This is a genomic window from Coleofasciculus sp. FACHB-542 (genome assembly GCF_014695825.1).
Taxonomy (GTDB): Bacteria; Cyanobacteriota; Cyanobacteriia; order Cyanobacteriales; family FACHB-T130; genus FACHB-T130.
In genome coordinates this window covers 16,347-39,831 of sequence record NZ_JACJPB010000060.1, presented here as the reverse complement: position 1 = coordinate 39,831, position 23,485 = coordinate 16,347, and the positions used below count along the sequence as shown (strand labels likewise).

The window sequence follows — 23,485 nt, the reverse complement described above, 5'->3', positions numbered from 1 at the left end:
CGCCTTAAACTTTGTTTTACGCTTCTTCTAGCCTTTCTATTCTCTCATCTACCAACCACTAATAATTTTCTTCAGCTCTCCAACATCTAGACAATCGAAAGCAAAAGCTTTACGAAGCAGCTTGCTAGGAATAAACTCATCATACTTTTGCATTTTTAAAGGTTCTTCAACAGCAACTAAATCTAACGCCGTAATCCTTTTATTGCCAAACGCCAGGATTTCCAAGCCAAGCTCTTCAACCCCATCCTTTCCAAGTTTAACGGTCATAAAGTATGGAGCTTGACCCCCAATCTTCTTGATATCCAGAGACTCTCTACCAAAGAAATTTAGAAACCTTTCCAAGGTGCGGTAAGCGACAGTACCCATCCAAGGAAATATGCAGCAAGTTTTGCTTCCTAATGAAACAATATTATTTCTTTCAAATTCCCCAAATCGAGCTAATTGACGAGCTTCATTCAGGCGCTTTTTAGCATTACTTTGCAAATAGCTATACTGCATATCCTCAAAAAGAACCTTTCGCATCCGTTCAAGAACTTTTGTATGAATATTGCTACTGCCACCATGCCAAGAAATTTTAGCTTGACCTTGCGCTTGCTTGACAAAAACCGTTTTTGTTTTAACATCGCTATCCAAAACTTCCCACGTTCTCCCTGCCAAGGCAAAGCAATTGCCAACAGGTGGAGGCATCAGGATACTGCCAATTTCCATCGATTCATCCCTAACAGCATACTCAACCGTGTCGGAAAAAACGGCGTAAAAATGAAAATTTTTTACAATTTTCTCCCCAGCTAATCCGATAATTAATTTGTCTCCCTCAGTCTGCTGAATGTGGTCAATTCCTATCAAGTTTCGGAGCAATTGCCTAAAATCATCTTTAGATATAGCTGCAAAGGGTGGTAAGGCTAAAACTTGCTGAGCTAAAGCTGCGGGAGAGAGTTCCTCCAGCGCTGCTAAAATACTCATTGTTTGGTGATATAAAAGGCTAAAAGGATATTTAACCGGCTTGATTGGCTCAATCCAGCGTTCTTCTAAGTAAAGTTGGATAATCGCGATAGCTTGCAACAGTTGCCAAGGAATTTGATTAGGAAGCGATTCCTCTGTTGATAGTTCTTCCTCCGCGCAAACAAACCGCATATCTGCCGCACTTCCTCGCCTTCCCGAACGTCCCAATCTCTGTAAGAAACTGGATACAGATAAAGGCGCGTTTAATTGAATGACTCGCTCTAATTGACCGAGATCGATTCCTAATTCAAGCGTGATAGTTGCAGCAGTAACAGATGGAACTTTGGTATCGCGCATCGCATCCTCAGCCGCTTCCCTTAAGGAGGTAGAAATACTGCCATGATGGACGTGATAAATATCTGGTAATCCTTCAGTTTCAGCTATTTCACGCAGGCTGGCAATCACTGATTCTGTATCTGAGCGATTGTTAGCAAAAATCAGGCTTTTTCGAGATTTAGTGATATCAAAGATATGCCTGTAGTAAGGACTAACAACTAAATCATCAGTCTCATCTGTTTCAACGGGAGAAACAAAAAAATGCTCTAAAGCCAGATTGATTTTTCGTTTTCCTCCCTCGATATCCGGAGTAATTACTGGCGTTTCGGTTCCCAGTCGTAGCCAGTCTTCAGCGAGTGAGTAATCGCCAAGGGTAGCCGATAAACCAATCCGACGGGTGGGATTTTTTACAAATTTTGAAAGGCGTGCCAACTGGCAGAGAATTTGGCAACCCCGTTCGGAACCCATAAAAGCATGGATTTCATCAATAATGACAAAACGTAAATCTCCGAACAAGCGAAACAGTTGAGTATTTTTATTAATTAAGAGACTCTCTAAAGATTCTGGCGTTATTTGCAGAATCCCTTTTGGGTCTTTTAGGAGTTGTTTCTTACGAGCCTGGGAAACATCGCCGTGCCAGTGCCAGACTGGAATATCTGCTTCCTTTAAAAGGTCATTTAGACGCTCAAATTGGTCGTTAATTAATGCTTTTATGGGGCTAATATAAAGTGCCCCAATCGTTGTAGATGGTTTTTGATGTAATAAAGTAAGAACTGGAAGAAAAGCTGCTTCTGTTTTCCCGGATGCGGTTCCGGCGGCAATCAACAAGTGAGCATCTGTGTCAAAAATAACCTTGCACGCTTCAACTTGAACGTCTCTTAATTCAGTCCAATCTTGGGTGTAGATGTATTCTTGAATGAAAGGCGCTAATTTATCAAAAGCCTGTTCGTTCATAAGGTAAATTCTGCAAATTCAGTATTCCCATCTATTTCTGGGTTTTTGCCGGGAGAAGTCGGTTTAAAACTAGAACCATGAATGAGTTCTCTAAAAGAGATGCTGGGGTTTTGCTGGAGGATATTCAAAATACTGATAAAGTCGCGGACAACTTCACGGGGGGTCAAGAATTTGTCTGCACCTAAGCGATTGACAACTTCTTGCATAAACTCTTGCAAGTCACTCGGTTTCAGGGTTTTATTATAGTTGTAATGGGTAGCATGAATATCCACCAATCGATGCAAAAGCTCGGATATATTCTGCGGAGTTAATATTTCTAGTTGGATGACGGGTGCTGAGGTATCCTGATGACCTCCTTTGACACGGCTACTTAAGCGCGATCGCAATGCTTCATCACTGTATAACCCCCGGCGTTTGTCCTCCACAAATTCTGGCGTTCCTCCGATAAAAATGCCGAGATTTTCTGCTCTTCCCTGCATCGTATCGTTGAACATTGCCAATAGCTTATCGTAGTTTTTTTGACGGGAAGCGGTATGAGTAATTTTGTACAAATGAACGGCTTCATCCACCAAAATTAAAAGCCCTTTGTAGCCAATATCTGAAACAAACTTTGCAACTAGCTTGATGTAGTCATACCAAGTTTCATCGTCAATGATGACACGTACTCCCAGCGCGGTTTTTGCCTCAGTCTTCGTCCCAAATTCCCCTCGAAGCCAACGTAGCGCTGCTTCCTTTTTATCATCATCATCAGAACGATAGCCGCGCCAATAGGCGATGATGACATTCGCAAAGTCAAACCCGTGAACTAAGCCTTCTATATCCTTAACGACTTCCCGAATTTTCTCTTCTACTTTATCGTCAAACCCAGTGTCGTTGGGTCGCATCCCGCTTTCTTGTGCAACTTGGTTTTGAATATTATTAATCCATCCTTCCAAAATGGGTGTGAAAGCGCCACCTTCTGGGCGAATTTTGGTGGAAAGATTCTGCATTAATTCCCGATAAGTTGCAACCCCTTTTCCGTCAGTTCCTGCGAGTCGCCGTTCGGGAGATAAATCAGCATCAGCTACTACGAAACCTCTTTCCATCGCGTGGTTGCGAATCAGTTGTAGCATAAAGCTTTTACCGGAACCATAGCGTCCTACAACGAAGCGAAACCCGGCACCGCCTTCGCCAATATTATCGAAATCCTGTAAAATAGCTTTGACTTCTTTTTCGCGTCCGACAGCAATATGTTCCAGACCGATTCTAGGAACAACACCTGCACCAAGAGAACTGATTAAAGCATTCGATATTCTTTTGGTAATTTTGATTTTCGTCATGATTTAAAATAATTTATTTGTTGCTATATAGGCGGACAAAGCTTTGACGTTTCTCATTCTGTCTCACCTACAAGGAATGAGGTGAGTTTTTGATTCGGTTTACTTAGGTTTTATAATAAATTTTGATAAATTGTTAGTTTTATAAAACTAAGTTTCGAGCATCTTCTTCACTTTTGTCAAGTGTTCTTCTGCGATCGCAGGCGGAATCGATGCCGAACCTGGTTCAATGATAAAATCGCCAATGGTATCTATAGCACGTTCGTTTATTGCATCTATCAATAGTTGAGGCATAGTTATATTTGTCTCAGCAATTTTCTTGAGAGTTGCACCTGGATTATTTTGCTCTACTATGGCTTTGATTATCTGAATATCATCATTCGTAAGTTTTGTTTTGAGAGCAGTCCATTCCGCTGATAAGTTTTCTACTGATTGTTTTCTTTGTATTTCTAAAAAAGGGATTGCCTGGGACTGCCTTTTTTGAGGTTTTTGGAAGTTTAAGTTACCACTCTTTAACTGCTCGTATTCCAACTTTAAAGAGGATACTTGCCCTTGCAACTGACCTAATTCTACTTTCAAAGACGCCAGAGATTGATTCAGCACCGCTCTCTGTGCTTCCAGGGTCTGAAGCTGAGCTTGCAGATTATCTACTTCTGATTGTAAAGGACGTTTTTGTTTTTTGAGATTAGTGATTTCCTGTTCAAGGATTGTTTTCTGATTCTGATTATCTGCAACTTGATCTTGCAGTTTTTTGAATTCCGTTTTCAGGGAACTTAAGCTAGTTTCTGTCTTCTGCTTTTCCGATGTTGCAGCCAACAAAGATTCATTGAGTTCTGCTTTTTGCCTTTCCAGAACCTCAAGTTGAGTTTGGAGAATAAACCCTTGTTCTTCTAGTTGGTATCTATAAGCTCCTAAAGTGGACACTTCCCGATTAATGACCTCTCTTCGGTTATAGCTTTCTGCTATTTGTCCGTGCAATTGGTTTAGGTTTGACTCCAAATAATAGAGATCATCTTCTAAGTTTTGTCTTTCATCGGAAATCGCTTGAATTTCATTTTGTAGAAAAAACTTCTGCTTTCTTTGTTTAATTTGTACAACAATAGCTCCTGCATAAGTAGCAGGTAGAGTAATTAAACCTGTAACCAAGGCTTTCAGGAAATCTCGGTTGGCAATAAAGCTCAGGAAAAAGCTCACACCGAAGGCAATTAAACCCAGTAAAATCCGATTGCTTACCTTAACCGATCGCATATCATTTTTTGTGAGATAAAGTCAGCATTTCCCAAGTTCTAATTCATACGAACAGAATTCTAATTATGTGTTTAATCTACGAGATTCTGAACCAGTAACAGCTAAATCTGCCCTGAGAAAGTCAATGAATTGCCGTGCTGTACGTCCAGAACGCCCGTTGTGGCGAGTTGCCCACTGTAAGGCACGATACTCTAAATCTTCCTGAGTGAGGGAAATGTCGGCTTGGGTTGCGAGATGGCGAACAATGTTTAGGTAGGTGTTCTGATCGGCGGGTTCAAAGGTTAAAGTCAGACCAAAGCGATCGCTAAACGATAGCTTTTCCTGAACCGTATCCCAGGCGTGAATTTCTTCATTGTCCTTGGGACGAGGGCGATCGCTAAAAAATTCTCGAATCAGATGCCGCCGATTGGAAGTCGCATAAACCACCACATTTTGAGGACGTGCGGTTAAATTGCCTTCCAGCACTACTTTAAGAGCTTTGAAAGCGTCGTCATCCTCCTCAAAGGAGAGATCGTCAACAAAGATGATGAACTTCTGAGGCACACCCCGCAACTGCTCGACAATGGTCGGTAAATCTTTCAGTTCAGATTTGGCAACTTCGACGAGGCGGAGGTTTCCCGTATCAGGCTCATTTAACAACCCCTTCACTAAAGAAGATTTGCCACTCCCCCGGCTGCCGTAGAGCAAAACGTGCAAGGCTGGATAACCAGCAAGTAAAAATTTTGTATTCTTCAGCAAAGAGTCTTTCTGCGACTCGTAGCCGACTAATTCTGGAAGCTGCACGGGATCGGCATAGGAAATGCCTACTAACTGCCTAGATTGCCAGCGTAACGCCCGATAAGAAGCAAACAGCCCCGTTCCGTATTGCTGATAATGAGCGGCTAAAGATTCCAGCACATCTACCCAATTTTCTGACATTTGGAATTTCTCCCAAATGGGCAATTCGTGAATTGCACCTACCCTATCCTGCTGCTGGTTCCAGGCGACTGGTGCCGCGAGTAACTTGGCTGTGGCTTGCACCCACCGGCTCAACTGGTCGCTACTGCAATTGTAGAGGCTCTGCAAGGCTTGTAAATCGTGCTGGGCAGCAGCTACCAGCGCCGGAGGCAGTAAAGACGATTGCTGGACTTGCTTGCTAAAAGGATTGTCAGTTCTGAGAATTTGGGTAATTAGGTAGTCTTGCCAACCTTGATTTCTGGCGGCTAAAGCTTGAAACCAAGTGCCGTAAGCTTGCAGGCAAGCCAGTCCATTGGTGTTGCTGCTGCTTAAGGCTTGTAGCAGATTCAGGAAAGCCGTGCCGACTTCCCCACGGAGGACGGATTGATAAAGTAACAGAGAAGCAGCTTGACGTTGCAGAAATTCGATTGAAGCGATCGCTTGAGTATCCATTAATCAACTGAGTGGTGTATCTCAGCTATGGTAAATTGTCTCCCGACGCTAGAAATAAGTTCTACTCAAGCAATGAGGTTTTAACGAGATGAATCTGGGTACTATCGCCGCGATCGCTTACGGAATTTTAGCCATTGTCGGCGGCATCATGGGCTACTCTCAAGCTCAAAGCAAAGCGTCGCTGATTTCTGGCAGTATCAGCGGCTTATTACTCATTCTCGGCGGCGTGATGCTATTGCAGGGACAAGCGTGGGGGCTGATTTTAGCAACTGTTGTCACCGCTGTTCTCATCATTGTCTTTGCCATCCGGTTGTTTAAAACTCGCAAATTTATGCCTGCGGGATTAATGACGCTCTTAGGTTTGGCGGCGCTGGCGGTGATGATTCAACAACTGGTTGCGATAGTGTAGCGGCGCTTCTAGCTTTCTGGATCTATCCCAAGCGATCGTGCCTGCTTTATTGGCACGCTCTCCAAAATTAACACCCTTCATTCTTAAATCAGCTAAGCCATCAAAAAACTCAGAGAATCCGGCAACATTTCAATTTAGTAGCGACGGCAGGGAACACTAACCTTAGCGAAGCTTTTGCCCACATAGTCGCTTAAGGAGCTACCCATGAGTACCGTCAAAATTCAAGCTACTGAATATCCTATTCAGAAAGTATTTAGCAATGATTTTGTCTTCACCATTCCCCTGTACCAGCGTCCCTACGCCTGGACTACTGAGCAAGCTGGCGAATTGCTTCAAGACCTAATTGTATCCTTAGGTGATGGTAACGAGCCAATTGATGATATAAATCCCTACTTCCTGGGCAGCATTGTACTAATAAAGGCAGATAAACCAGACGCTCAAGTTGTTGATGGTCAACAACGTCTGTCAACGCTAACTATACTACTTTCAGCTCTGCGGACGTTAGTACAGCCCAAATATGCCAATGCCTTAACTAAGTTGCTCTACGAAGAAAGCGACCCAATCCTTGGCTACCCTAACCGATACCGTTTGACTTTGGCAAAGCGAGATGCAGAGTTTTTCAAGGAATACATTCAGGATGAAGGCGGTATTAGCAAACTGGAATCTTTACACTCAACTGCGCTTTCAGATAGTCGTAAAAATATTAAAGAAAACGCGCTGTTATTCCTGAAAAAGTTAGAGGAACTTTCCGAATCTCAGCGGATTCGGCTCCTGCAATTCATTATTACAAGATGTTTTCTGGTAGTAGTTTCAACACCAGACTTAGAATCTGCATATCGGATATTTTCTGTGCTGAACGGTCGGGGTCTAGACCTGTCACTTCCCGATATTTTAAAAGCTGAGATTATCGGGCAAATTCCTGATGCTCAAAAGGAAGCATACACTTGCAAATGGGAAGATATCCAAGAGAAACTAGGTCGGGAGACGTTTGAAGACCTTTTTTCATACATTCGCATGATTAATCGTAAGGCAAAACTCACTGGTAGCATCCTCAAGGAATACCGCGAACATATTAAACCTTGGAATAATTCTCAGGAGTTTATCAAGACAATTTTATGTCCTTTAGCTGATGCCTTCTACCAAATTAAGAATACAAGCTATCAAAGCGATAAACACGCCGAAAAAGTAAATAAACTGTTTAAGCAGTTAAATGATATTGATAATTCTGACTGGATACCTCCAGCTATTCTCTATCTCTCTCGTAACTACAGCCATCCTGAGCGATTGGTGAAATTCTTTACTGAATTAGAACGTCTTGCGGCTGGTTTGATGATTAAACGGGCAAATATTAACGAACGAATTGAACGGTATCGTCGCTTGTTAACTGCCATTGAGCATGAGGAAGATTTATATACACCCGATTCACCACTCCAAATTACATCAGAAGAAAAGAATGATATTCTCAAAATGTTGGATGGCGACCTCTACCAGACTCAAAAAATTCGTTTATTTGTATTGCTGCGTCTAGATGCGGCTCTGTCAGAAGGTGAAGCCTCATACAACTTTCCCACCATTACTGTCGAGCATATATTACCGCAAAATCCTGCCCATGATAGTCTGTGGGTGAAGTCCTTTACAAGCTTGGAAGAACGCGAAAGATATGTGCATCGTTTAGGAAATTTGGCTTTACTCTCTTGTTATAAAAACAGTGAAGCGCAAAACTATGACTTTGATGTGAAAAAGCAAAAGTATTTCACCACTAAAAAAGGTGTTTCTCCTTTTGCGCTAACAACTCAAGTGCTAATGGAACAGGAATGGACACCCGAAGTCATTGAGGCGCGGCAGAAAAAGCTGATCGGTGTTCTCAAGAAAGTTTGGCGCTTAGAGTAATAGGCTAATGCAAAAGCGATCGCTTCCTCATTTTCTCTAGTCCAGAGTGCGATCGCTCCTACTTTTTCTGAAGTTTAGATGTGCCTAAACCATCTGCCGAAGTGGAATCTCAATAATAAACTCCGCTCCTCCTCCCGGAGCTGAGAGACATTGCAATTGACCGTTGTGCTTTTCTACAACAATCTGGTAGCTAATTGCCAAACCCAGTCCAGTGCCTTTGCCAATGGCTTTGGTAGTAAAAAAGGGATTAAAGAGCTGTTGTCTCACCGCCTCTGTCATTCCAGAGCCATTATCCGCAATTTTGATAATGACGCGATCGCCGTCTAGTACCTCAGTGCGAATTTTGATTTGGCTGGGATTTGCCTTGATATCTGGAAGCGATCGCTGTTTGTTGTAGTCATCCAACGCATCAATAGCATTCGCGAGCAAATTCATAAATACTTGATTCAGTTGTCCTGCGTAGCACTCGACTTTGGGTAAGTGACCATATTCCTTAATCATCTGAATGTTGGGATGATCCGGTTTTGCTTTCAGGCGGTTGTGCAGAATCATTAAGGTACTATCAATTCCTTCGTGAATATCAACCGCCTTCATTTCAGCTTCGTCAATTCGAGAAAAATTCCGCAAGCTCAGAACAATCTCCCGAATACGATCTGCCCCCACCTTCATTGATGACAACAGGTTCGGAAAATCTTCCATCATAAAATCTAGATCAATTGCTTCTATCTCTTCCTGAATTTCTGGCGTTGAATTAGGGTACTGCTGGTGATAGAGGCGCAATAAATTTAATAAGTCTTGACTGTATTCTCTGACATGGGTGAGATTCCCAAAGATAAAGTTAACTGGGTTATTAATTTCGTGAGCAATCCCTGCAACCAATTGCCCTAAACTGGACATTTTTTCGCTTTGAATTAATTGACCTTGAGTACGTTGGAGTTCTTGGAGAGTATGTTCTAGCTGCTGATTTTTTTCTTTTAACTGAACTTCTTTCTCCCGACGGGCTTCCTCAGCTTGTTTGCGAGCGGTAATATCCATCACTGTGGCACCAAGAGCCATCGGCTTGCCATCTTCTCCAGGTATGGGAAATTGAGAAGTCAACCAGTGCATCAGGACGCCTGGATTGCCAGGTAATTCACCGCACGTCTCCATGTTGAGAATCGCTTCGCCTGTCGTCAGTACTTTACGTAATGTCGATTCGATCGCTTGTGCAGCGTCGGGCAATACTTCAGCCAGGGATCTTCCTAAATGTTCTTCTACAGACAAGCCATTGAAGTGTGCTAGCGCGTCGTTGATTTGCAGATACCGCATCTGGTCGTCAAGAATACAGAGTCCGACCGGCGCAACGTTAATAAATGAGTTCAAAAGCTGCTCGCGCCGCGCTAATTCTTTTTCCAACGCCCTCCGATCGCTAATGTCTCGCGACATCCCAATCAAACCGATAACGTTTCCTTGGGGATCGCGGTAGATATTTTTTGTTGAGAGATACGTTACCGCGATGTCATTGATATAGACGATTTCCTCTAACGTCTGAGTTGTCCCAGAAGCCATAATTCTGCGGTCGGTCTCCATAAGTTGAGGGGCGACCTCAGGTGGAAATACCTCGGAGTCATCCTTCCCAATCATCTCCTCTACAGACTTGCCAAGTAGGTTGGCACCAGTGGAGTTGATCATTAAGTACCGACCCTGAAGATCCTTGATAAAAATGATATCAGTCGTTCCCTCAATGACTGCATTCAAGAGGTTATAGCTTACTTGGAGCGCCTCCTCTGTCTGCTGGTGTTCGGCAATCTGCTGGTGTAATTGCTCGTTCAGTTGACTCAGCTCGATCGTGCGCTCCTCAACTCTATCTTCTAGCTCTTGATTCACCTGTTTCAGTGCTGCTTCTGCTTGGTGGCGCTGGCTGTCAACCGCATTCAGGAATCTGGCATTCCACCAGATTAGAAAGGCAAAAATAACTACGTTGAAAACGCCAAAAAGACCCAGCCCAAGTTCGCTGTCATAAATCTGAGATTGGTAGCCGCATAAAATGAACCAGCCCAGCACTGAGGGAATGCCAATCGCGGCTGGCGACATCCGTCGCACCATCAATCCGCCTGCTTTGTCGCTTGTAACAACTGTCATTAGTCCTCGATCTGGACAAGCAAACAGGACGCCGATGGAAAGCAGGATGAATGCGATCGCTGTGTGCAACGCCACACCTGTGTTGTAACTCTTGCCGTACAACGAGGTGATGCCGTAGATATAGCCCAAAAGACCCAGAAAACCAATCAAAAACCCGCCTAAGCTAAAGCATTGAGCCGGACGGTACGCTCTTTTAGATAACAGCAGAAGGGCAGAGCCAAGCATGAAAAAGCTCAGGGCACTATTGGGAGACATTCGCCCTGGTGCAGAGGTGCCAACAGCTCCTGCTGGGTCTTTAAACAGCAGTTCGTCAATTCCTAGATTCCATCCAAACCCATACTCAATTAGTGTCAATAAACCGATTAAAATGACGATGATCGCCAACACTTGAGAAAGGTCAAACGAAGACTTTCTCCGGTTATCTTTTGCCTTTTGTCTTCTGTGTTCCGCGTCGTGCCACAAACACAAAGACAATCCACTCAGAATAAAGGCTATGCTTGTGTTGGCTTTCATGCTTACCAGCCCTGGCAAAATGCTTTTAAGGGCTGTAATATCTAATATCCAGCCCAGTAAAACAACACATCCAATTAGGGTGACAATAATACCGGCTTTTCTGGAGTAGGATTGTGGAAATTCGATAAACTCCGTCTTTTTAATCATAAAAATCGGACTCTTTCAAATATCAATAACTGACCAATTATTAACTTTTAATATAAAAAATCTTTTGAGCTTTGCTAGATAAATTTATACAAATTACCAAAATAATACAATTTATCGTTTGTGCCTAAATATAGGCTAAACTTAAATTTATTCCTAATAAACATAGGATACATTTACTAATTATAAAACCGTATTTACATTGACTACTTGTCCGTTCTTTACGAAAAAGTCAGTAAATTCACAGATAAATGTTCTGACCTTGTTCTGAACTATTGTAAAAAGAACCATTTAGCGATCGCTTTTGTATTTATTGCAAGGACGCTAGCGAATCAAGAAGCCCATAACCCAGCCTAGTCAAGCAATCTTGAAAAGATTTAATCCATTCTTTTGCTTTCGCTCCTTAATCAGGTGGCAAGGCAACAAATAGCATCGCTGAGCTATCCTGGAATCGCCAGATAGCAAAAGTTGACAAAATGCACTGGATATTAACCGAATCTTTAAGCGTAGAAAATTTAACAGTAGCGATCGCGGGTTTACCGGCATCTTTGCAAGGCACAAAGCTAGTGCAACTGTCTGATTTGCACTACGATGGCAAGCGATTATCCGAAACACTACTCGCAGAGGCAATTGAAGTCAGCAATCAACTCGAACCCGACCTGGTTTTGTTGACTGGCGACTTCGTGACTGATGACCCATCTCCCATTCACGCCCTAGTGCAACGGCTAAAACACTTGCAAGGTCGCGCTGGTGTCTATGCCGTACTGGGCAACCACGATAATTATTATCGTCATTCAAAACAAGTGGTGCAAGACGCCCTGACTAGCATTGGGATTCATGTACTCTGCAATGAAATTGCTTATCCATTGGGAAAAGAATTACCCTTAGTCGGACTGGCTGATTTTTGGTCGCGGGACTTTAATCCAGCGCCAGTGATGAATCAACTCGATCGGGATACACCCCGAATCGTCTTATCTCACAACCCAGATACTGCCGAGATTTTGCAAGAATGGCGGGTGGATTTGCAACTGTCGGGTCATACTCATGGCGGTCAAGTAGTAATTCCTGGATATGGTCCAGCGCCGCAACTGCTGCAAAACTTCCGTCACCTGATTCCCAAACCGATGCAGCGTTGGGTGCCTTTTATGAAGGAATGCAATAAAGTGGTAGAGCGTTGGGAATGGGCGCAGGGGTGGCATCAGGTAGGAAAAAACCAGCTATATGTGAATCGGGGGCTGGGAACCTATTGGCCCGGACGCCTATTTTGTCCGCCAGAAGTCACGGCGATCGCGCTGGTGGATCAAAAATAGTTTTTAGTTGTTAGATCAAGAATTTATGTTCTCGTTCATCCGGTCAGATTTATCTCAGTTACGCGCCTATATGCCCCACCCAGGCGGCGCATCAGGAAGTCCAGTCACGGGTTCAATTTCAATCGATCGGCTGGATACCAATGAATGCCCTTTTGATTTACCAAAAGAATTAAAAGAAAAATTGGCATGGACTTATCAGCAGCTAATTGAGACGAATCGCTATCCTGATGGCAGTCATGCCCAACTCAAAGAAGCGATCGCCCAATACGCGAACGAATCCTTAGACGCCTCCATTACCCCAGCCAATATCTCTGTCGGTAACGGTTCGGATGAACTAATTCGTTCCCTCCTGATTGCCACCTGTCTCGGCAACGAAGGCTCAATTTTGGTAGCCGATCCCACCTTCTCCATGTACGCGATTCTGGCGAAGACGCTGGGCATTCCTGTGGTGAATGTCGGGCGTAAGGAAGCGAATTTTGAAATGGATCTTGCCGCTGCCCAAAAAGCCATTGAGGAAACCCAGAATCCGCCAATCCGAGTGGTATTTGTCGTTCATCCCAACTCCCCCACCGCCAACGCCTTAACTACCGCTGAATTGGAATGGCTGCGGAGTTTGCCAGAGCATATTTTGGTGGTCATTGACGAAGCTTATTTTGAATTTAGCCAGACAACCGTGGTGGGTGAATTGTCGCAGCATCCAAACTGGGTGGTACTCAGAACATTTTCCAAGGCGTTTCGGCTGGCAGCACTGCGACTAGGATATGCGATCGCTCACCCAGAACTCATCGTCGCCCTCGAAAAAGTCCGTCTCCCCTACAATCTCCCCAGCTTCACCCAAGCTGCCGCTTTACTTGCCCTTTCCCAGCGGCAACTGCTACTTAGCTGCATTCCCCAAATTCTTAGCGAACGAGAAAAGTTACTCGATTTTCTCAAAGAGCAACAGGATTTACAAGTTTGGCCCAGTGCCTCAAACTTCATCTACCTGCGTCTCCCGACAGAGGAAGCCCTGACTCGATTGGCGCAGCAACTCAAAGAACAGGGAACCTTAGTTCGTCACACCGGCGGCGGCATTCGTCTGACGGTAGGCAGTGAAGAAGAAAATGAGCGATCGCGCCAGCATCTCCTGGCAGCCTTAAAAGCAATCAACTAAGCAGGATTAATTAAAAATTAAAAACTAGGAAGTTTTTAATTTTTAATTAATCCTCCAAATCCCGTGCCCTGCGGATAGTATCTGGCAACACCCCCACCAACAGCGCAAAGGCATCGTCAGGTACTTGCGTCAGCGTCTCCGTGCCAAAGAACTGCTTAAACTGTTCGAGGATCTTCTGTGCTCGTTGCAGCGGCACGGGGTTATCCGTAATTTGTTTCGTGAGTCGAATCCACTGTCTCCGAATCAAATAAGCATTCTGCCGTTCCTGAGCGGATTCAGGAGTTACCAATGACAAATTGCCCACTGGCAACACCCATTTCGCATCCACATCAAACAATCCGCCCACAGCCGCTCCTGGCCCAGCAAACTCTGCATGGTAGTGTTTGTAGAGGATCAAGCCATTCCGACGGCGACTATTCACGATTAACAGATGTTTATCATGCAGCTGATTAAGGATATCAGACGATTCCTCGTCAGGGTTCGGGCTTTCATTATTCATGCCATTAGAGCCTTGAGAGCGGGCGACACAGGTAGGGCTTTGATTGGCATCCGCTTTGTATAGGACAGTCTGGTAGCGCTGTTGGTTGTCGCTATCCATGTCAACTCTTACTGCTATATTTTTTCTTTGGGCATGCACCCGAACCGGAAGCACAGAGGCAAACCCAAGTCTGTTAGTTCTGGATGGATTGCAAGCTTGAGATTCAGTTTGCCATCTATTATCTATGTAAACAATAATTACATTATCAAAACATTTGACATTAGTATAAGTCACCAAGCGGTAATTCTTAATTTTATTTTATGGCATCTTGTCCGAGCGCAGGAAATCTACCAGCCAGTAGTCGCCCACAACCTTACTATGTTGGGTATTCTTCAATAATCTACCCCCAAAAGTGACAATTGTTTAAAGTTAATGTGAAGTTGCGACAAGCAAGAGTCACTGACTGATTTAAAGACTGATTGAATTGATTAAACGTCTTTTCTAGCTAGCAATTTTCAACCCAATCATCCTCAAATCTAGAGAATCTCAGGGAGGCGAGGGGAGGGTTATTTTAGCTTCCACAAGGCAAGTGTTTGTGCAAGAACAGCCGTCGAGGACGCCCCAGCAGCCAGTCACTCCAGCTGGGATCGCTATGGTGTAGGTGATATCCCGCCTTCAGATAAAGCTGCCGTGCTTGATGATTGTTTTCTAACACGTGCAGGTAGAGGTCGCAGAATCCCCATTCCACTGCGGTTCGTTCGCAGCGCAGCAGTAACTGCTGCGCGACTCCCCGTCGCCGACACGAGCGGTGGACAGCCAAATTCGAGATGTAAGGATATTGAGAACTCCACGGTTGCCAGGAACAGGGACGAAGCCCCATTTCAACCGTCCCTACCACGGAATCAGCATTTGTTCCTTGGCGTTCTTGTGCTTTTAGGGACGGGGATGAATCCTCTCCTCTCCCCTGATTGGTACTACCCGGAGCGACAGCGGCTAAACAGATGTAATTCGGAGGAATCAAGCGCAGTCGATTGCGTAAATCTTCGTAAATTCCTAGTCGAAATAACGGATAGGCCAAAGCCCAAATTCCTGACCGAGGGTGAAAGCTATCTGCCAGGATCTCGGTGAGGCTGGTCACATCATTTTGGTGGGCTGCCCGGATGATAAAGTGAGAGGCACCATTCGGTTGTGCGGCTCTTTCAGGTTGGCGGTGCAAGAGTGGAAAGCAGGGATTCACAGCCGAGCGTAAATTGGATATCTAGCAGGTTTCATCCTAGATCATTTTGCAGTGATTTTTGCAGGTTTAAGATCGGGGTACTGGAGCAAAATGAATTAACTGGGAAGATTGACAAGTTGCTGGGCTGGAGAGTTTCTAGGTTGCCCTAGCCTGGAAGAATGCCTACCTTAGGCAAAGCTTCTTTTGTTCCAGCAAGGATACTATTGTACAAGGAGTGCATCGGCCTAGGGAAAATTGGCATCGGACGGTAGAGCCAGCATCGCTATCCTGTCCGGAGCAGCAGCGCTCGTCCAGGTATTTCTCTAACAGCCTGTTATCGATCAATTTCGGAGCAGGGGATATGGAAGCGCGATCGCAGTAGTTATAACTGAGATCCACGCCCAAACGTTAAAGTCAGAAATGAAGAGCGGGTATTTTAAATAAAAAGTAAGTGACAAGTGCATTTTCTCCCCAAAAAGTTATTGAACTGGGTAGGTTCGTTGTCAGTCGTCTGACGACCATAAGCATTGCCTACACCCTACCCCGATTTCTCAGGAACCGCTGTTGGGTAGGACCAAGGCTTCCCCGCAAGGGGAGCGGGGAGCATGAGCCAGAACCGGGGTGTTTCTCGAAAATCGACACCAGAAGGTACAGCAGTACTGAAACTGAAAAATTAAGATTAATTAGGGTGCAACCAGGCAATTTCCACAGCTTCCGGATTCGGAAACAGTGGGATGCGGATAGTAGCTTGGATAGGGAGCGTCTATCTTTATCTCCCATCTGCTTTTCCATCTCAATCGCTGGAATAATCTGTGCATGAAATGGAGACTGTTTTGCATTTGCATGGGCGTAGGCATGAGCTGCACCATACTACAGCAGGAGAGCGGGGCATGAAATCCCAAGCCAGTAAAAAGCCCAAAATTCTGGTCGTCGATGACGAACCCGATAACCTCGACCTGCTCTATCGCACTTTTCATCGAGAATATAAGGTACTCAGGGCAGATAACGGCCCTGCGGCGCTGGAGATTCTGGCGCATGAGGGGGATGTTGCCGTGATCATCTCGGATCAGCGGATGCCCCTGATGAGCGGCACAGAATTTCTCAGCCTCACCGCCACCCAGTACCCAGATATTATCCGGATTATTTTGACGGGTTACACCGATGTGGAAGATTTGGTGGAAGCCATCAATGCCGGAAAGGTCTTCAAGTACGTCACCAAACCCTGGGATGCAGCTGAGCTAAAAGCGCTGGTGCAGCAGGCAATGGATACCCACAACGTTTTGAAGGTTCGGACTGAGGAACTGTGCCGGACGCTGCGCCGCGAATCGCTGCTCAATACAGTCACGAATACCATTCGCAACGCCCAGTACCGGCGGGGCGGTTCGCCCCTTCAGCAAGTCCTCCAGACGATTGTGGAAACCGTGGGTCATATGCTGGAGGTCAGCGTGTGCATTTTGCGTCCCTTCCAGGAGGACGGGATGGCAGATGAAGGATTCATTTATCAACGACAAGAGGCAAAAGGCAAGCGGCAATCCTCAGGACTCATCATTTCCGAACTGAGTCCATCGTCAGGACAGAGAACGGCAGGACAGAGGACGGAGGAAGAAGGCGGGAGTCAGGAGTCACTAGAATATACGGCTCCGTCTTCAGTTTTGCTCCCTGAGTCTTCTTTGGGAGAGAGCGAGACTGGGCAGCACAATGAAGATCCCCACTCAGTCTTGAGTCTTCAGTCCTCAGTTCTCAGCCAGTTGGTGTGGGAAACGCACGATGTAGAAGTCATTAATGATGTCGAAACGGATGAGCGACTTCCAGGCGATACCCCTGTAATTAGGCAACGCCTAGAGGCAATGCGACAGGCGGATATCCACTCTAGCTTGGTGGTGCCGCTGTATTGCCAACTGGAATTGATGGCAGTTCTGGCGCTGCACCAGTGCGGACAGCCGCGCGTCTGGCAGGATGATGAGATTCAGTTGGTGGTGATGGTGGCGGATCAAGCGGCTCTGGCTCTTTCCCAGGCGCGGGCTTACGAACAGGTTTCTCGACTAGCACAAAGAGAGGCACTTGTCAATACGATTACAACGGCAATCCGCTCTAGCCTTGACCCGCAGGACATCTTTGCAGCAATTACGCAACAGTTGGGACAAGCCTTGCAAGTGGATGGCTGTGCCCTGTCGCTGTGGCGGAGAGAGGATGAGTTTGTTCAATGCGTGGGCTTGTATGACGGGGCAGAAAGCCTGGTGCTGGATACATCGGTGAGCGAGGACCCGATTTTCGACCGTACAAGCGAAGCATTTGTCACCAAAATGCAATTAGCTCCGCATCTCGGCAATCATACTTCGCTGCAAGCGAAGAATCCTCAATTACCCCACTCGGTTGTCCCAATTGCCGGAAATCCGGTGTTGCAAGAGCTGCTAAATACACAAAACCCCGTGGCAGTCCACGATCTGGATCGGAACCCCGAAATGAACGGGTTCGATCTCCCGCTGCGGAGTCCGGCGCGGGCGCTGTTGGTGGTACCGTTACTCTCCGATGGTCAGATTATTGGTAGCATTACCTTGCGCCAAACGAACCGACCTCGCCGCTGGCACGCTTCAGAGGTTGAATTAGCGCAGGCGGTGGCAGCACAGGCAGCGATCGCAGTCACGCAGTCCCGACTGTATCAAAAAACTCGGCAGCAGGCGGAGCGGTTACTGGAATTAGACCGGCAGAAAACCGAGTTTTTCCAGAACGTTTCTCACGAATTTCGCACGCCGCTGACTCTGATGCTAGGGCCGCTAGAGTCAGCGGTCAATCAGCATCAGGATATGCCCTACGATCAAGCTGCGATCGCCCTACGCAACTCCCGCCGCTTACTGCGACTGGTCAATCAACTGCTGGATATCCAACGACTCGACGCCGGTCGAATGCAAGCCAGTTTCCGTCCTTGTAACTTAGTAGAATTTATCGAAACCATTGTCGAAGCTTTTCGCCCCTACTGCGAGAAAAAAGGCTTGCAGCTGACACTCGAAATGAAACCCTGTCAGCCAGTTTATTTAGATTTAGAAAGATTTGACAAGGTACTCTACAACCTTTTATCTAATGCTATGAAATTTACCGAAGCGGGAGGTACGATAGCCGTGCTAGTGCAACCCGCTGGAGATCACGTCCGAATCCAGGTTTCAGACACTGGCATTGGCATTCGCCCGGAACAAATCCCCCATCTGTTCGAGCGCTTCCGTCAAGCGGAAGGGTCAGTCAACCGCTCCTATGAAGGCAGTGGCTTGGGTTTAGCGCTGGTGAAAGAATTGGTGGAACTCCACGGCGGTCAAATTTCTGTCGAGTCGGTTTACCGAGAAGGCAGCACCTTTACCGTTTGGCTGCAAACTGGAACCGCGCACCTACCGCTGGATCAGGTGTTGGAAGTGCCAACTGAAGTCCAATCCAATCGCGCTGCTGTGGAATTGGCAGATTTGGAGGTGGAAGAAGAAACTGGAGACTGGGAACTTTTGAGACAGGATGAAGCAGCATCTTCTCCGAATTCACTACCTACGGAGTCGCAACCACTATCCGCCTCCAGCGTCAATTCCTCCGTCATTCACACCGTTTTAGTGGTGGACGACAATCCAGATTTACGAGCTTATGTGTCTCGGATTTTGCTAAATGATGGCTATCAAGTTTGCATGGCTCGCAACGGCAACGAAGGATTCGCCGTCGCTAAGGAAAGGCGACCCGATCTGATCGTGACGGATTTGATGATGCCCTTTGTGTCCGGTTTGGATATGATTCGGATGCTCCGAGAAAACCCAGAACTCAAGGGAACGCCGATTATTTTGCTCACCGCCAAAGTAGACGAAGATACTCGGATTGAAGGCACTGAGAGGGGAGCCGATGCTTATCTGGCTAAGCCATTTAACGACCGGGAATTGTTAGCGTTAGTCCACAATTTGCTAGCACTCAAGGAAAATGAGCGCCGGGTGGTGGAGCTGAATTCTTACCTGACTGAGTCGGTGCTGAAGCGCTTTTTACCTCCAACGATGGTGCAGAAGGCGGCAAAAGGCGAACTGAAGCTGGATTTGAGTCCAGAACCTAGGTTGGTTACGGTTTTATTTAGCGACATCGTGGGTTTTACCAGTTTGGCAAATACCTTGCGAGCGCGACGCGTGGCTGAGTTGCTGAATGAATACCTGGAGGCAATGACCAAAGCCGTGTTTGATAACGGTGGCACGGTGGATAAGTTTATGGGGGACGCAATTTTAGCGCTGTTTGGTGCCCCAGAGGAACTGACACCCAACGAGCAGGTACGACGGGCGATCGGTGCGGCGCGACAAATGCACGCTTCTTTGGAGCAACTCAACCAGAAATGGTTGGAGGCAGGCATTGTTGGCACGAGCGATCGCGCACCCGTCCAGTTCCGCTGCGGCATTCACCAAGGAACTGCCGTGGTGGGAATGTTCGGAGGCAATCAACGGTCGGATTACACGGCTATCGGCCCTAGCGTGAATATTGCCTCTCGCCTTCAAGAAGCAGCGGAGCCGAATTGCATCCTGGTTTCTGCTGCCGTTGCCGATTACCTGGACGAGCAGGAAATGACCAAGTGCAGCCCACTCAAGCTCAAAGGCATCGATGAGACCGTTCTCACCTTTGCGGTTGAACTTAAAGAAAGTGCTGGGGACTGAATAAAGTGCTGAGTCCTCAGTCCTCAGCACTGTTCTCCGCTTTGCGCTTATCGTTGTGGGTGGCGCTGATTTCCACCGTCTTTGTTGCGATCGCAGGGGGACTGCTGGGCTACCTGTTGGCACGTTACCGCTTTCCCGGTCGAAACTGGGTGGATGCCATCGTCACGCTGCCCCTAATTTTGCCGCCGACGGTGGTGGGATTTTATCTGCTGGTTCTCTTTGGACGCCAGGGGTTAATCGGACGCCCTCTCTACGAAGCGACTGGTTGGACGCCCATTTTTACCTGGCAAGGCGCAGTCTTAGCGGCAAGCATTATGGCGTTACCGCTGATGGTAAAAACGACAAAGGCAGCTTTAGAAAGTGTTGACCCCGTTTACTTACAAGCCGCTGCTACCTTGGGTCAATCGAATGGACAAATACTTTGGCGGGTTTGGTTGCCTTTAGCCTGGAAAGGTATCCTTGCAGGAATTGTCCTCAGTTTTGCCCGCGCTTTAGGGGAATTTGGCGCAACTTTAATGATTGCGGGGAATATTCCCGGTGTCACGCAAACGATGCCAATGGCAATCTACGAAGCCGTTCAGTCGGGACGCGACAACACCGCCTTGATTTTGGTGGTTATTCTCAGTTCGCTGTCTCTGTTCATTCTTTTTCTGACAAATTTTCTGGAACGTAGCGGATTCAGGTGAACGTCTACTGTTTCTAACAATAAGAGTCCTTCAAGTTTTGAGAATGGCACTACCAAACCAGCGCCCCAACGATCCGGCTCAGAGTCCTCCGACTCGGCACTTACATCTCGTTAGTGCATCAGCTCCACCTCCCTTAGAGAAGCCAGATGCGATCGCCTCCCAGCAGCGAGTCGATGCCCGGAATCGGTCTACATCATCCACGCTGTGGAGTATTTACACTCTAATTTCTGTAATTGTCCATGTATTGGGGATGTGGATGTTGCAGCGGGTAATCATGGGATCTGCCAGCGTCGATGTGGCTACGGAACCCGTTCCTGTTGAGCTAATTACCTCCGTTCCCTATTCCGAAGAGAGGTTAGAGCCACAAGCGGCAACTCCCCAACAAAGACAAGAGAGCGATCGCAATTTTAACGTTCCAGGTAGAAGCCCTGTACAGCAGCCAATACCCGCGCAGCCGCAAGAAAATCCTCCTGTAAATTCTCAACCGAGAATTCAACGCTCTTTCAGAATCCGTCTCAATCCTTTCCCTCAAGCGCAAAACCCTACCGCTAACTCGCCTTCTACCCCGCAAAGACAGCAGCCGAACTCTGATGTTGTTGCGACCAGACCCATCATCCCTACACCTGCTCCGCGCCCGCCATTGGTGCCGCAGCAACCCCCTGAAACGGGTCGTCCCTTGGGGTCATCCTCCCATGATGCAGGAACCCCCGCACCTGCACCGCCATCTCAACCGCAGCCATCATCGTCCCAACCCGTCGAACCATCCCCAGCTCCTGTCACCCCTCCGCCAGCTCCTCCCGTACAGGCAAGCCCAGCCCCACCAGCTCTAGCTCCCATTGCACCCGCACCGCCTGCTGAGGAGGCACAAAGCGCACCATCGCCCGCACCCGCAGCGCCCGCAGCCCAAGGTAGAGGCGTTGTGGCAACTTTATTCAATGTCCGCTCTGGTAACGCTGGCACTGATGAGCCGAACCAATTAGCCGTACCGCAGCAACAGCAGAAACAAATTCCCGACCTTGATTATCCGCTGCTAACTGGGCAAGCTCCCGACCAGCCTATCGTCTTGGAAGTTTTATTGTTGATTGATAACACGGGCAAACCGTCAGTTCAGCGAGTGCTGCAAGGAAGCGGAAATTTAAACGATTCGCAGTTTGTCAATGAGCTAATTCAAGGCTGGAGGTTTCAACCTGCTTACATGGGAGGTGGAGCCGTTGACAGCTTGCTGGAAGTCTCTATCCGAGTTTCTCCTCTCTCCCAGTGAAAAAATGCACGCCTCCCCTACTCAAGCTATGAAAAATTGTGGTATAGTAATCTAGTTATGGTTTGACCATACCTCAATTTGCGGGTGTAGTTTAGTGGTAAAACCTCAGCCTTCCAAGCTGATGATGCGAGTTCGATTCTCGCCACCCGCTTTTCCAGTTGTCGATTGCCACATTATTTGTCGTCGTTGTCAAATTAATGTCGCTTTGAGCCGGAAATTTATTTTCAGGCACTAATCTGCCCGATCGCCACTTCCAATCCAAATTTTTAAATTAATGGCATTTTGGCGCACCTACTACCATCTCATCTGGGTACCGGAATCTCGTCAACCTCTAATTAGCCAAGAAAGAGAGTCTGAACTTTACAGTTATATTATCGGCAAAGCTGATGCCATTACGCGATAGCTTCACTTCACACACACCATTTTTGAAGTTGGATTATACGTGGTGCTTTTGGTGTGTTGGCTTGCTTCACCCAGAACTCAAGGCTCGTACCAGATTTGGTATTGCCTAAATTTACTGCTAAAGGCAATAAGGAGATCGCCTATTCTAACTAGAAATGAAATTTATTTTTTTTGAACAGCTAAATACTGAAATCTTACTTTTTCTTTTGGCTTTAGCCCATCCTCACCTGTAAGAAGGTTATTTCTAATCATTTCCGGCAAGTTATCAGCTTGCTTAGAACGAAACTCAATAACGCCTTCTTGCCTTCTTCGCACCAGCGTCGCTAAACCTTGGCATGTAATACGATTCTCTATTGAATCCATTAATATATTAACTTGAGGATAGTTTATCAAGTCTGCTATTGCTAATATGCTGCCAGAAGGCATTTCCTCAATAAGGTAAATAATATTATTGATTATCTCAGTTTTGTTTGTTGTAAACTCATTCATGCAGTTTTGCATTACAAATAAATGCGTCTTGTTAATTACATCAGTTATTGGCTCCATGCAATTGGAATCAATAAGATCAAGGTTTTTATTTTCACTATTTAGTTGAAATTTGCGAGGAGGTTTCCAACCTTTAGGAACTATATTTTTAGTAATATTGCGGCTAAATTCCCAATCATTAGCAGCAATATCAAAAGTATTGGCTATCGCATTTTGAACACCTGAAAATTTGTCCCTCATGTAAGCTAACCAGCCTAAAATTTCTGGTGCTGGTCCTGCTCCAAAAAAGCAAGCTTGCACTTCTGTTGAGTTAAAAGGTAGTACAACCTTTCTGGCAGCCAAATCTTTAAGCAGACTATAAACAATTTGGTAGTAGTGAGGATAATATGCTATGAGATAAGCTGCTTGGGGGTTGTGGTCTAGATAACTCGCTGTTACTTGCTGTCCAGCGGTGGTGTAGCTAGACCGCAGATTTCTAACATATGGTTGCAATTGCCTCAGATAATTCAATTTTTCATTTTCATCAGTAATGCCCTTTGAGCGATAGAGTTCCTCTAGAATTAAATCGTACATATTGTT

General features: G+C 46.2%; 15 protein-coding genes and 1 tRNA gene. 8 read left to right on the top strand and 8 right to left on the bottom strand.

Annotated features, from left to right (window positions below):
* Positions 1-48: 48 nt before the first annotated feature.
* From H6F52_RS24750 to H6F52_RS24735, 4 genes are all read right to left on the bottom strand, one after another.
* Positions 49-2,232: a DEAD/DEAH box helicase gene (locus H6F52_RS24750; RefSeq protein ID WP_190537047.1), complete on the bottom strand. Its 2,184-nt coding sequence runs from the start codon at positions 2,230-2,232 to the stop codon at positions 49-51.
* Positions 2,229-3,551: an ATP-binding protein gene (locus H6F52_RS24745; RefSeq protein ID WP_190537046.1), complete on the bottom strand. Its 1,323-nt coding sequence runs from the start codon at positions 3,549-3,551 to the stop codon at positions 2,229-2,231. Before H6F52_RS24745 ends, H6F52_RS24750 begins: the two co-directional genes overlap by 4 nt.
* A 147-nt stretch (positions 3,552-3,698) precedes the next feature.
* Complete coding sequence (locus tag H6F52_RS24740; protein ID WP_190537045.1) at positions 3,699-4,694, bottom strand: tellurite resistance TerB C-terminal domain-containing protein; 996 nt, start codon at positions 4,692-4,694, stop codon at positions 3,699-3,701.
* A 165-nt stretch (positions 4,695-4,859) separates the two neighbouring features.
* Positions 4,860-6,185 carry an ATP-binding protein gene (locus tag H6F52_RS24735; RefSeq protein ID WP_190537044.1) on the bottom strand — a complete coding sequence of 442 codons (1,326 nt, stop codon included), beginning with the start codon at positions 6,183-6,185 and terminating at the stop codon, positions 4,860-4,862.
* Between the two features lie 88 nt (positions 6,186-6,273).
* Between H6F52_RS24735 and H6F52_RS24730 the strand changes: the two genes are divergently transcribed.
* Both H6F52_RS24730 and H6F52_RS24725 read left to right on the top strand, forming a co-directional pair.
* Positions 6,274-6,594, top strand: coding sequence for a TMEM14 family protein (locus H6F52_RS24730; protein WP_190430133.1), 321 nt, complete (start codon positions 6,274-6,276; stop codon positions 6,592-6,594).
* A gap of 204 nt (positions 6,595-6,798) precedes the next feature.
* Positions 6,799-8,484, top strand: a complete 1,686-nt coding sequence (locus tag H6F52_RS24725) for a DUF262 domain-containing protein (RefSeq protein ID WP_190537043.1) — start codon at positions 6,799-6,801, stop codon at positions 8,482-8,484.
* A gap of 84 nt (positions 8,485-8,568) precedes the next feature.
* Here the strand turns inward: H6F52_RS24725 and H6F52_RS24720 are convergent, their stop codons facing one another.
* The gene (locus tag H6F52_RS24720; protein ID WP_190537042.1) at positions 8,569-11,265 is read right to left on the bottom strand and encodes a PAS domain-containing protein; all 2,697 of its coding nucleotides are present in this window, start codon (positions 11,263-11,265) and stop codon (positions 8,569-8,571) included.
* Positions 11,266-11,738: 473 nt separating this feature from the next.
* Here H6F52_RS24720 and H6F52_RS24715 point away from each other — a divergent pair, with 473 nt between their 5' ends.
* Together H6F52_RS24715 and H6F52_RS24710 are read left to right on the top strand one after the other, a co-directional pair.
* A complete protein-coding gene (locus tag H6F52_RS24715) occupies positions 11,739-12,572 on the top strand; it encodes a metallophosphoesterase (RefSeq protein ID WP_190537041.1) in 834 nt (277 codons plus the stop codon).
* Between the two features lie 25 nt (positions 12,573-12,597).
* Positions 12,598-13,722 carry a histidinol-phosphate transaminase gene (locus H6F52_RS24710; protein ID WP_190537040.1) on the top strand — a complete coding sequence of 375 codons (1,125 nt, stop codon included), beginning with the start codon at positions 12,598-12,600 and terminating at the stop codon, positions 13,720-13,722.
* Between the two features lie 46 nt (positions 13,723-13,768).
* Here H6F52_RS24710 and H6F52_RS24705 read toward each other — a convergent pair whose 3' ends face one another.
* Together H6F52_RS24705 and H6F52_RS24700 are read right to left on the bottom strand one after the other, a co-directional pair.
* Positions 13,769-14,320 carry a hypothetical protein gene (locus H6F52_RS24705; protein WP_190414951.1) on the bottom strand — a complete coding sequence of 184 codons (552 nt, stop codon included), beginning with the start codon at positions 14,318-14,320 and terminating at the stop codon, positions 13,769-13,771.
* 451 nt (positions 14,321-14,771) lie between these two features.
* A complete protein-coding gene (locus tag H6F52_RS24700; protein WP_339380786.1) occupies positions 14,772-15,437 on the bottom strand; it encodes a GNAT family N-acetyltransferase in 666 nt (221 codons plus the stop codon).
* An 869-nt stretch (positions 15,438-16,306) separates the two neighbouring features.
* Here H6F52_RS24700 and H6F52_RS24695 point away from each other — a divergent pair.
* From H6F52_RS24695 to H6F52_RS24680, 4 genes are all read left to right on the top strand, one after another.
* Complete coding sequence (locus H6F52_RS24695) at positions 16,307-20,071, top strand: response regulator (RefSeq protein ID WP_190537039.1); 3,765 nt, start codon at positions 16,307-16,309, stop codon at positions 20,069-20,071.
* A gap of 5 nt (positions 20,072-20,076) precedes the next feature.
* Entirely contained in the window at positions 20,077-20,757 is a 681-nt protein-coding gene (gene modB / locus H6F52_RS24690; protein WP_190414953.1) for a molybdate ABC transporter permease subunit, read from the top strand.
* A gap of 43 nt (positions 20,758-20,800) precedes the next feature.
* The gene (locus H6F52_RS24685; RefSeq protein WP_190537038.1) at positions 20,801-22,018 is read left to right on the top strand and encodes a hypothetical protein; all 1,218 of its coding nucleotides are present in this window, start codon (positions 20,801-20,803) and stop codon (positions 22,016-22,018) included.
* An 80-nt stretch (positions 22,019-22,098) separates the two neighbouring features.
* A tRNA-Gly gene (locus tag H6F52_RS24680) sits at positions 22,099-22,169 on the top strand.
* A gap of 413 nt (positions 22,170-22,582) precedes the next feature.
* Here H6F52_RS24680 and H6F52_RS24670 read toward each other — a convergent pair.
* On the bottom strand, positions 22,583-23,479 hold the full coding sequence (locus H6F52_RS24670) for a hypothetical protein (protein WP_190430125.1): 897 nt from the start codon (positions 23,477-23,479) through the stop codon (positions 22,583-22,585).
* Positions 23,480-23,485: the final 6 nt, after the last annotated feature.

Bases quoted from the DNA above. Each gene is read 5' to 3' on its own strand.
- H6F52_RS24715 (WP_190537041.1), top strand. From the start codon at position 11,739: ATGCACTGGATATTAACCGAATCTTTAAGCGTAGAAAATTTAACAGTA.
- H6F52_RS24735 (WP_190537044.1), bottom strand. From the start codon at position 6,185: ATGGATACTCAAGCGATCGCTTCAATCGAATTTCTGCAACGTCAAGCT.
- H6F52_RS24695 (WP_190537039.1), top strand. From the start codon at position 16,307: ATGAAATCCCAAGCCAGTAAAAAGCCCAAAATTCTGGTCGTCGATGAC.
- H6F52_RS24705 (WP_190414951.1), bottom strand. From the start codon at position 14,320: ATGGATAGCGACAACCAACAGCGCTACCAGACTGTCCTATACAAAGCG.
- H6F52_RS24730 (WP_190430133.1), top strand. From the start codon at position 6,274: ATGAATCTGGGTACTATCGCCGCGATCGCTTACGGAATTTTAGCCATT.
- H6F52_RS24710 (WP_190537040.1), top strand. From the start codon at position 12,598: ATGTTCTCGTTCATCCGGTCAGATTTATCTCAGTTACGCGCCTATATG.
- H6F52_RS24720 (WP_190537042.1), bottom strand. From the start codon at position 11,265: ATGATTAAAAAGACGGAGTTTATCGAATTTCCACAATCCTACTCCAGA.
- H6F52_RS24745 (WP_190537046.1), bottom strand. From the start codon at position 3,551: ATGACGAAAATCAAAATTACCAAAAGAATATCGAATGCTTTAATCAGT.
- H6F52_RS24670 (WP_190430125.1), bottom strand. From the start codon at position 23,479: ATGTACGATTTAATTCTAGAGGAACTCTATCGCTCAAAGGGCATTACT.
- H6F52_RS24725 (WP_190537043.1), top strand. From the start codon at position 6,799: ATGAGTACCGTCAAAATTCAAGCTACTGAATATCCTATTCAGAAAGTA.
- H6F52_RS24685 (WP_190537038.1), top strand. From the start codon at position 20,801: ATGGCACTACCAAACCAGCGCCCCAACGATCCGGCTCAGAGTCCTCCG.
- H6F52_RS24750 (WP_190537047.1), bottom strand. From the start codon at position 2,232: ATGAACGAACAGGCTTTTGATAAATTAGCGCCTTTCATTCAAGAATAC.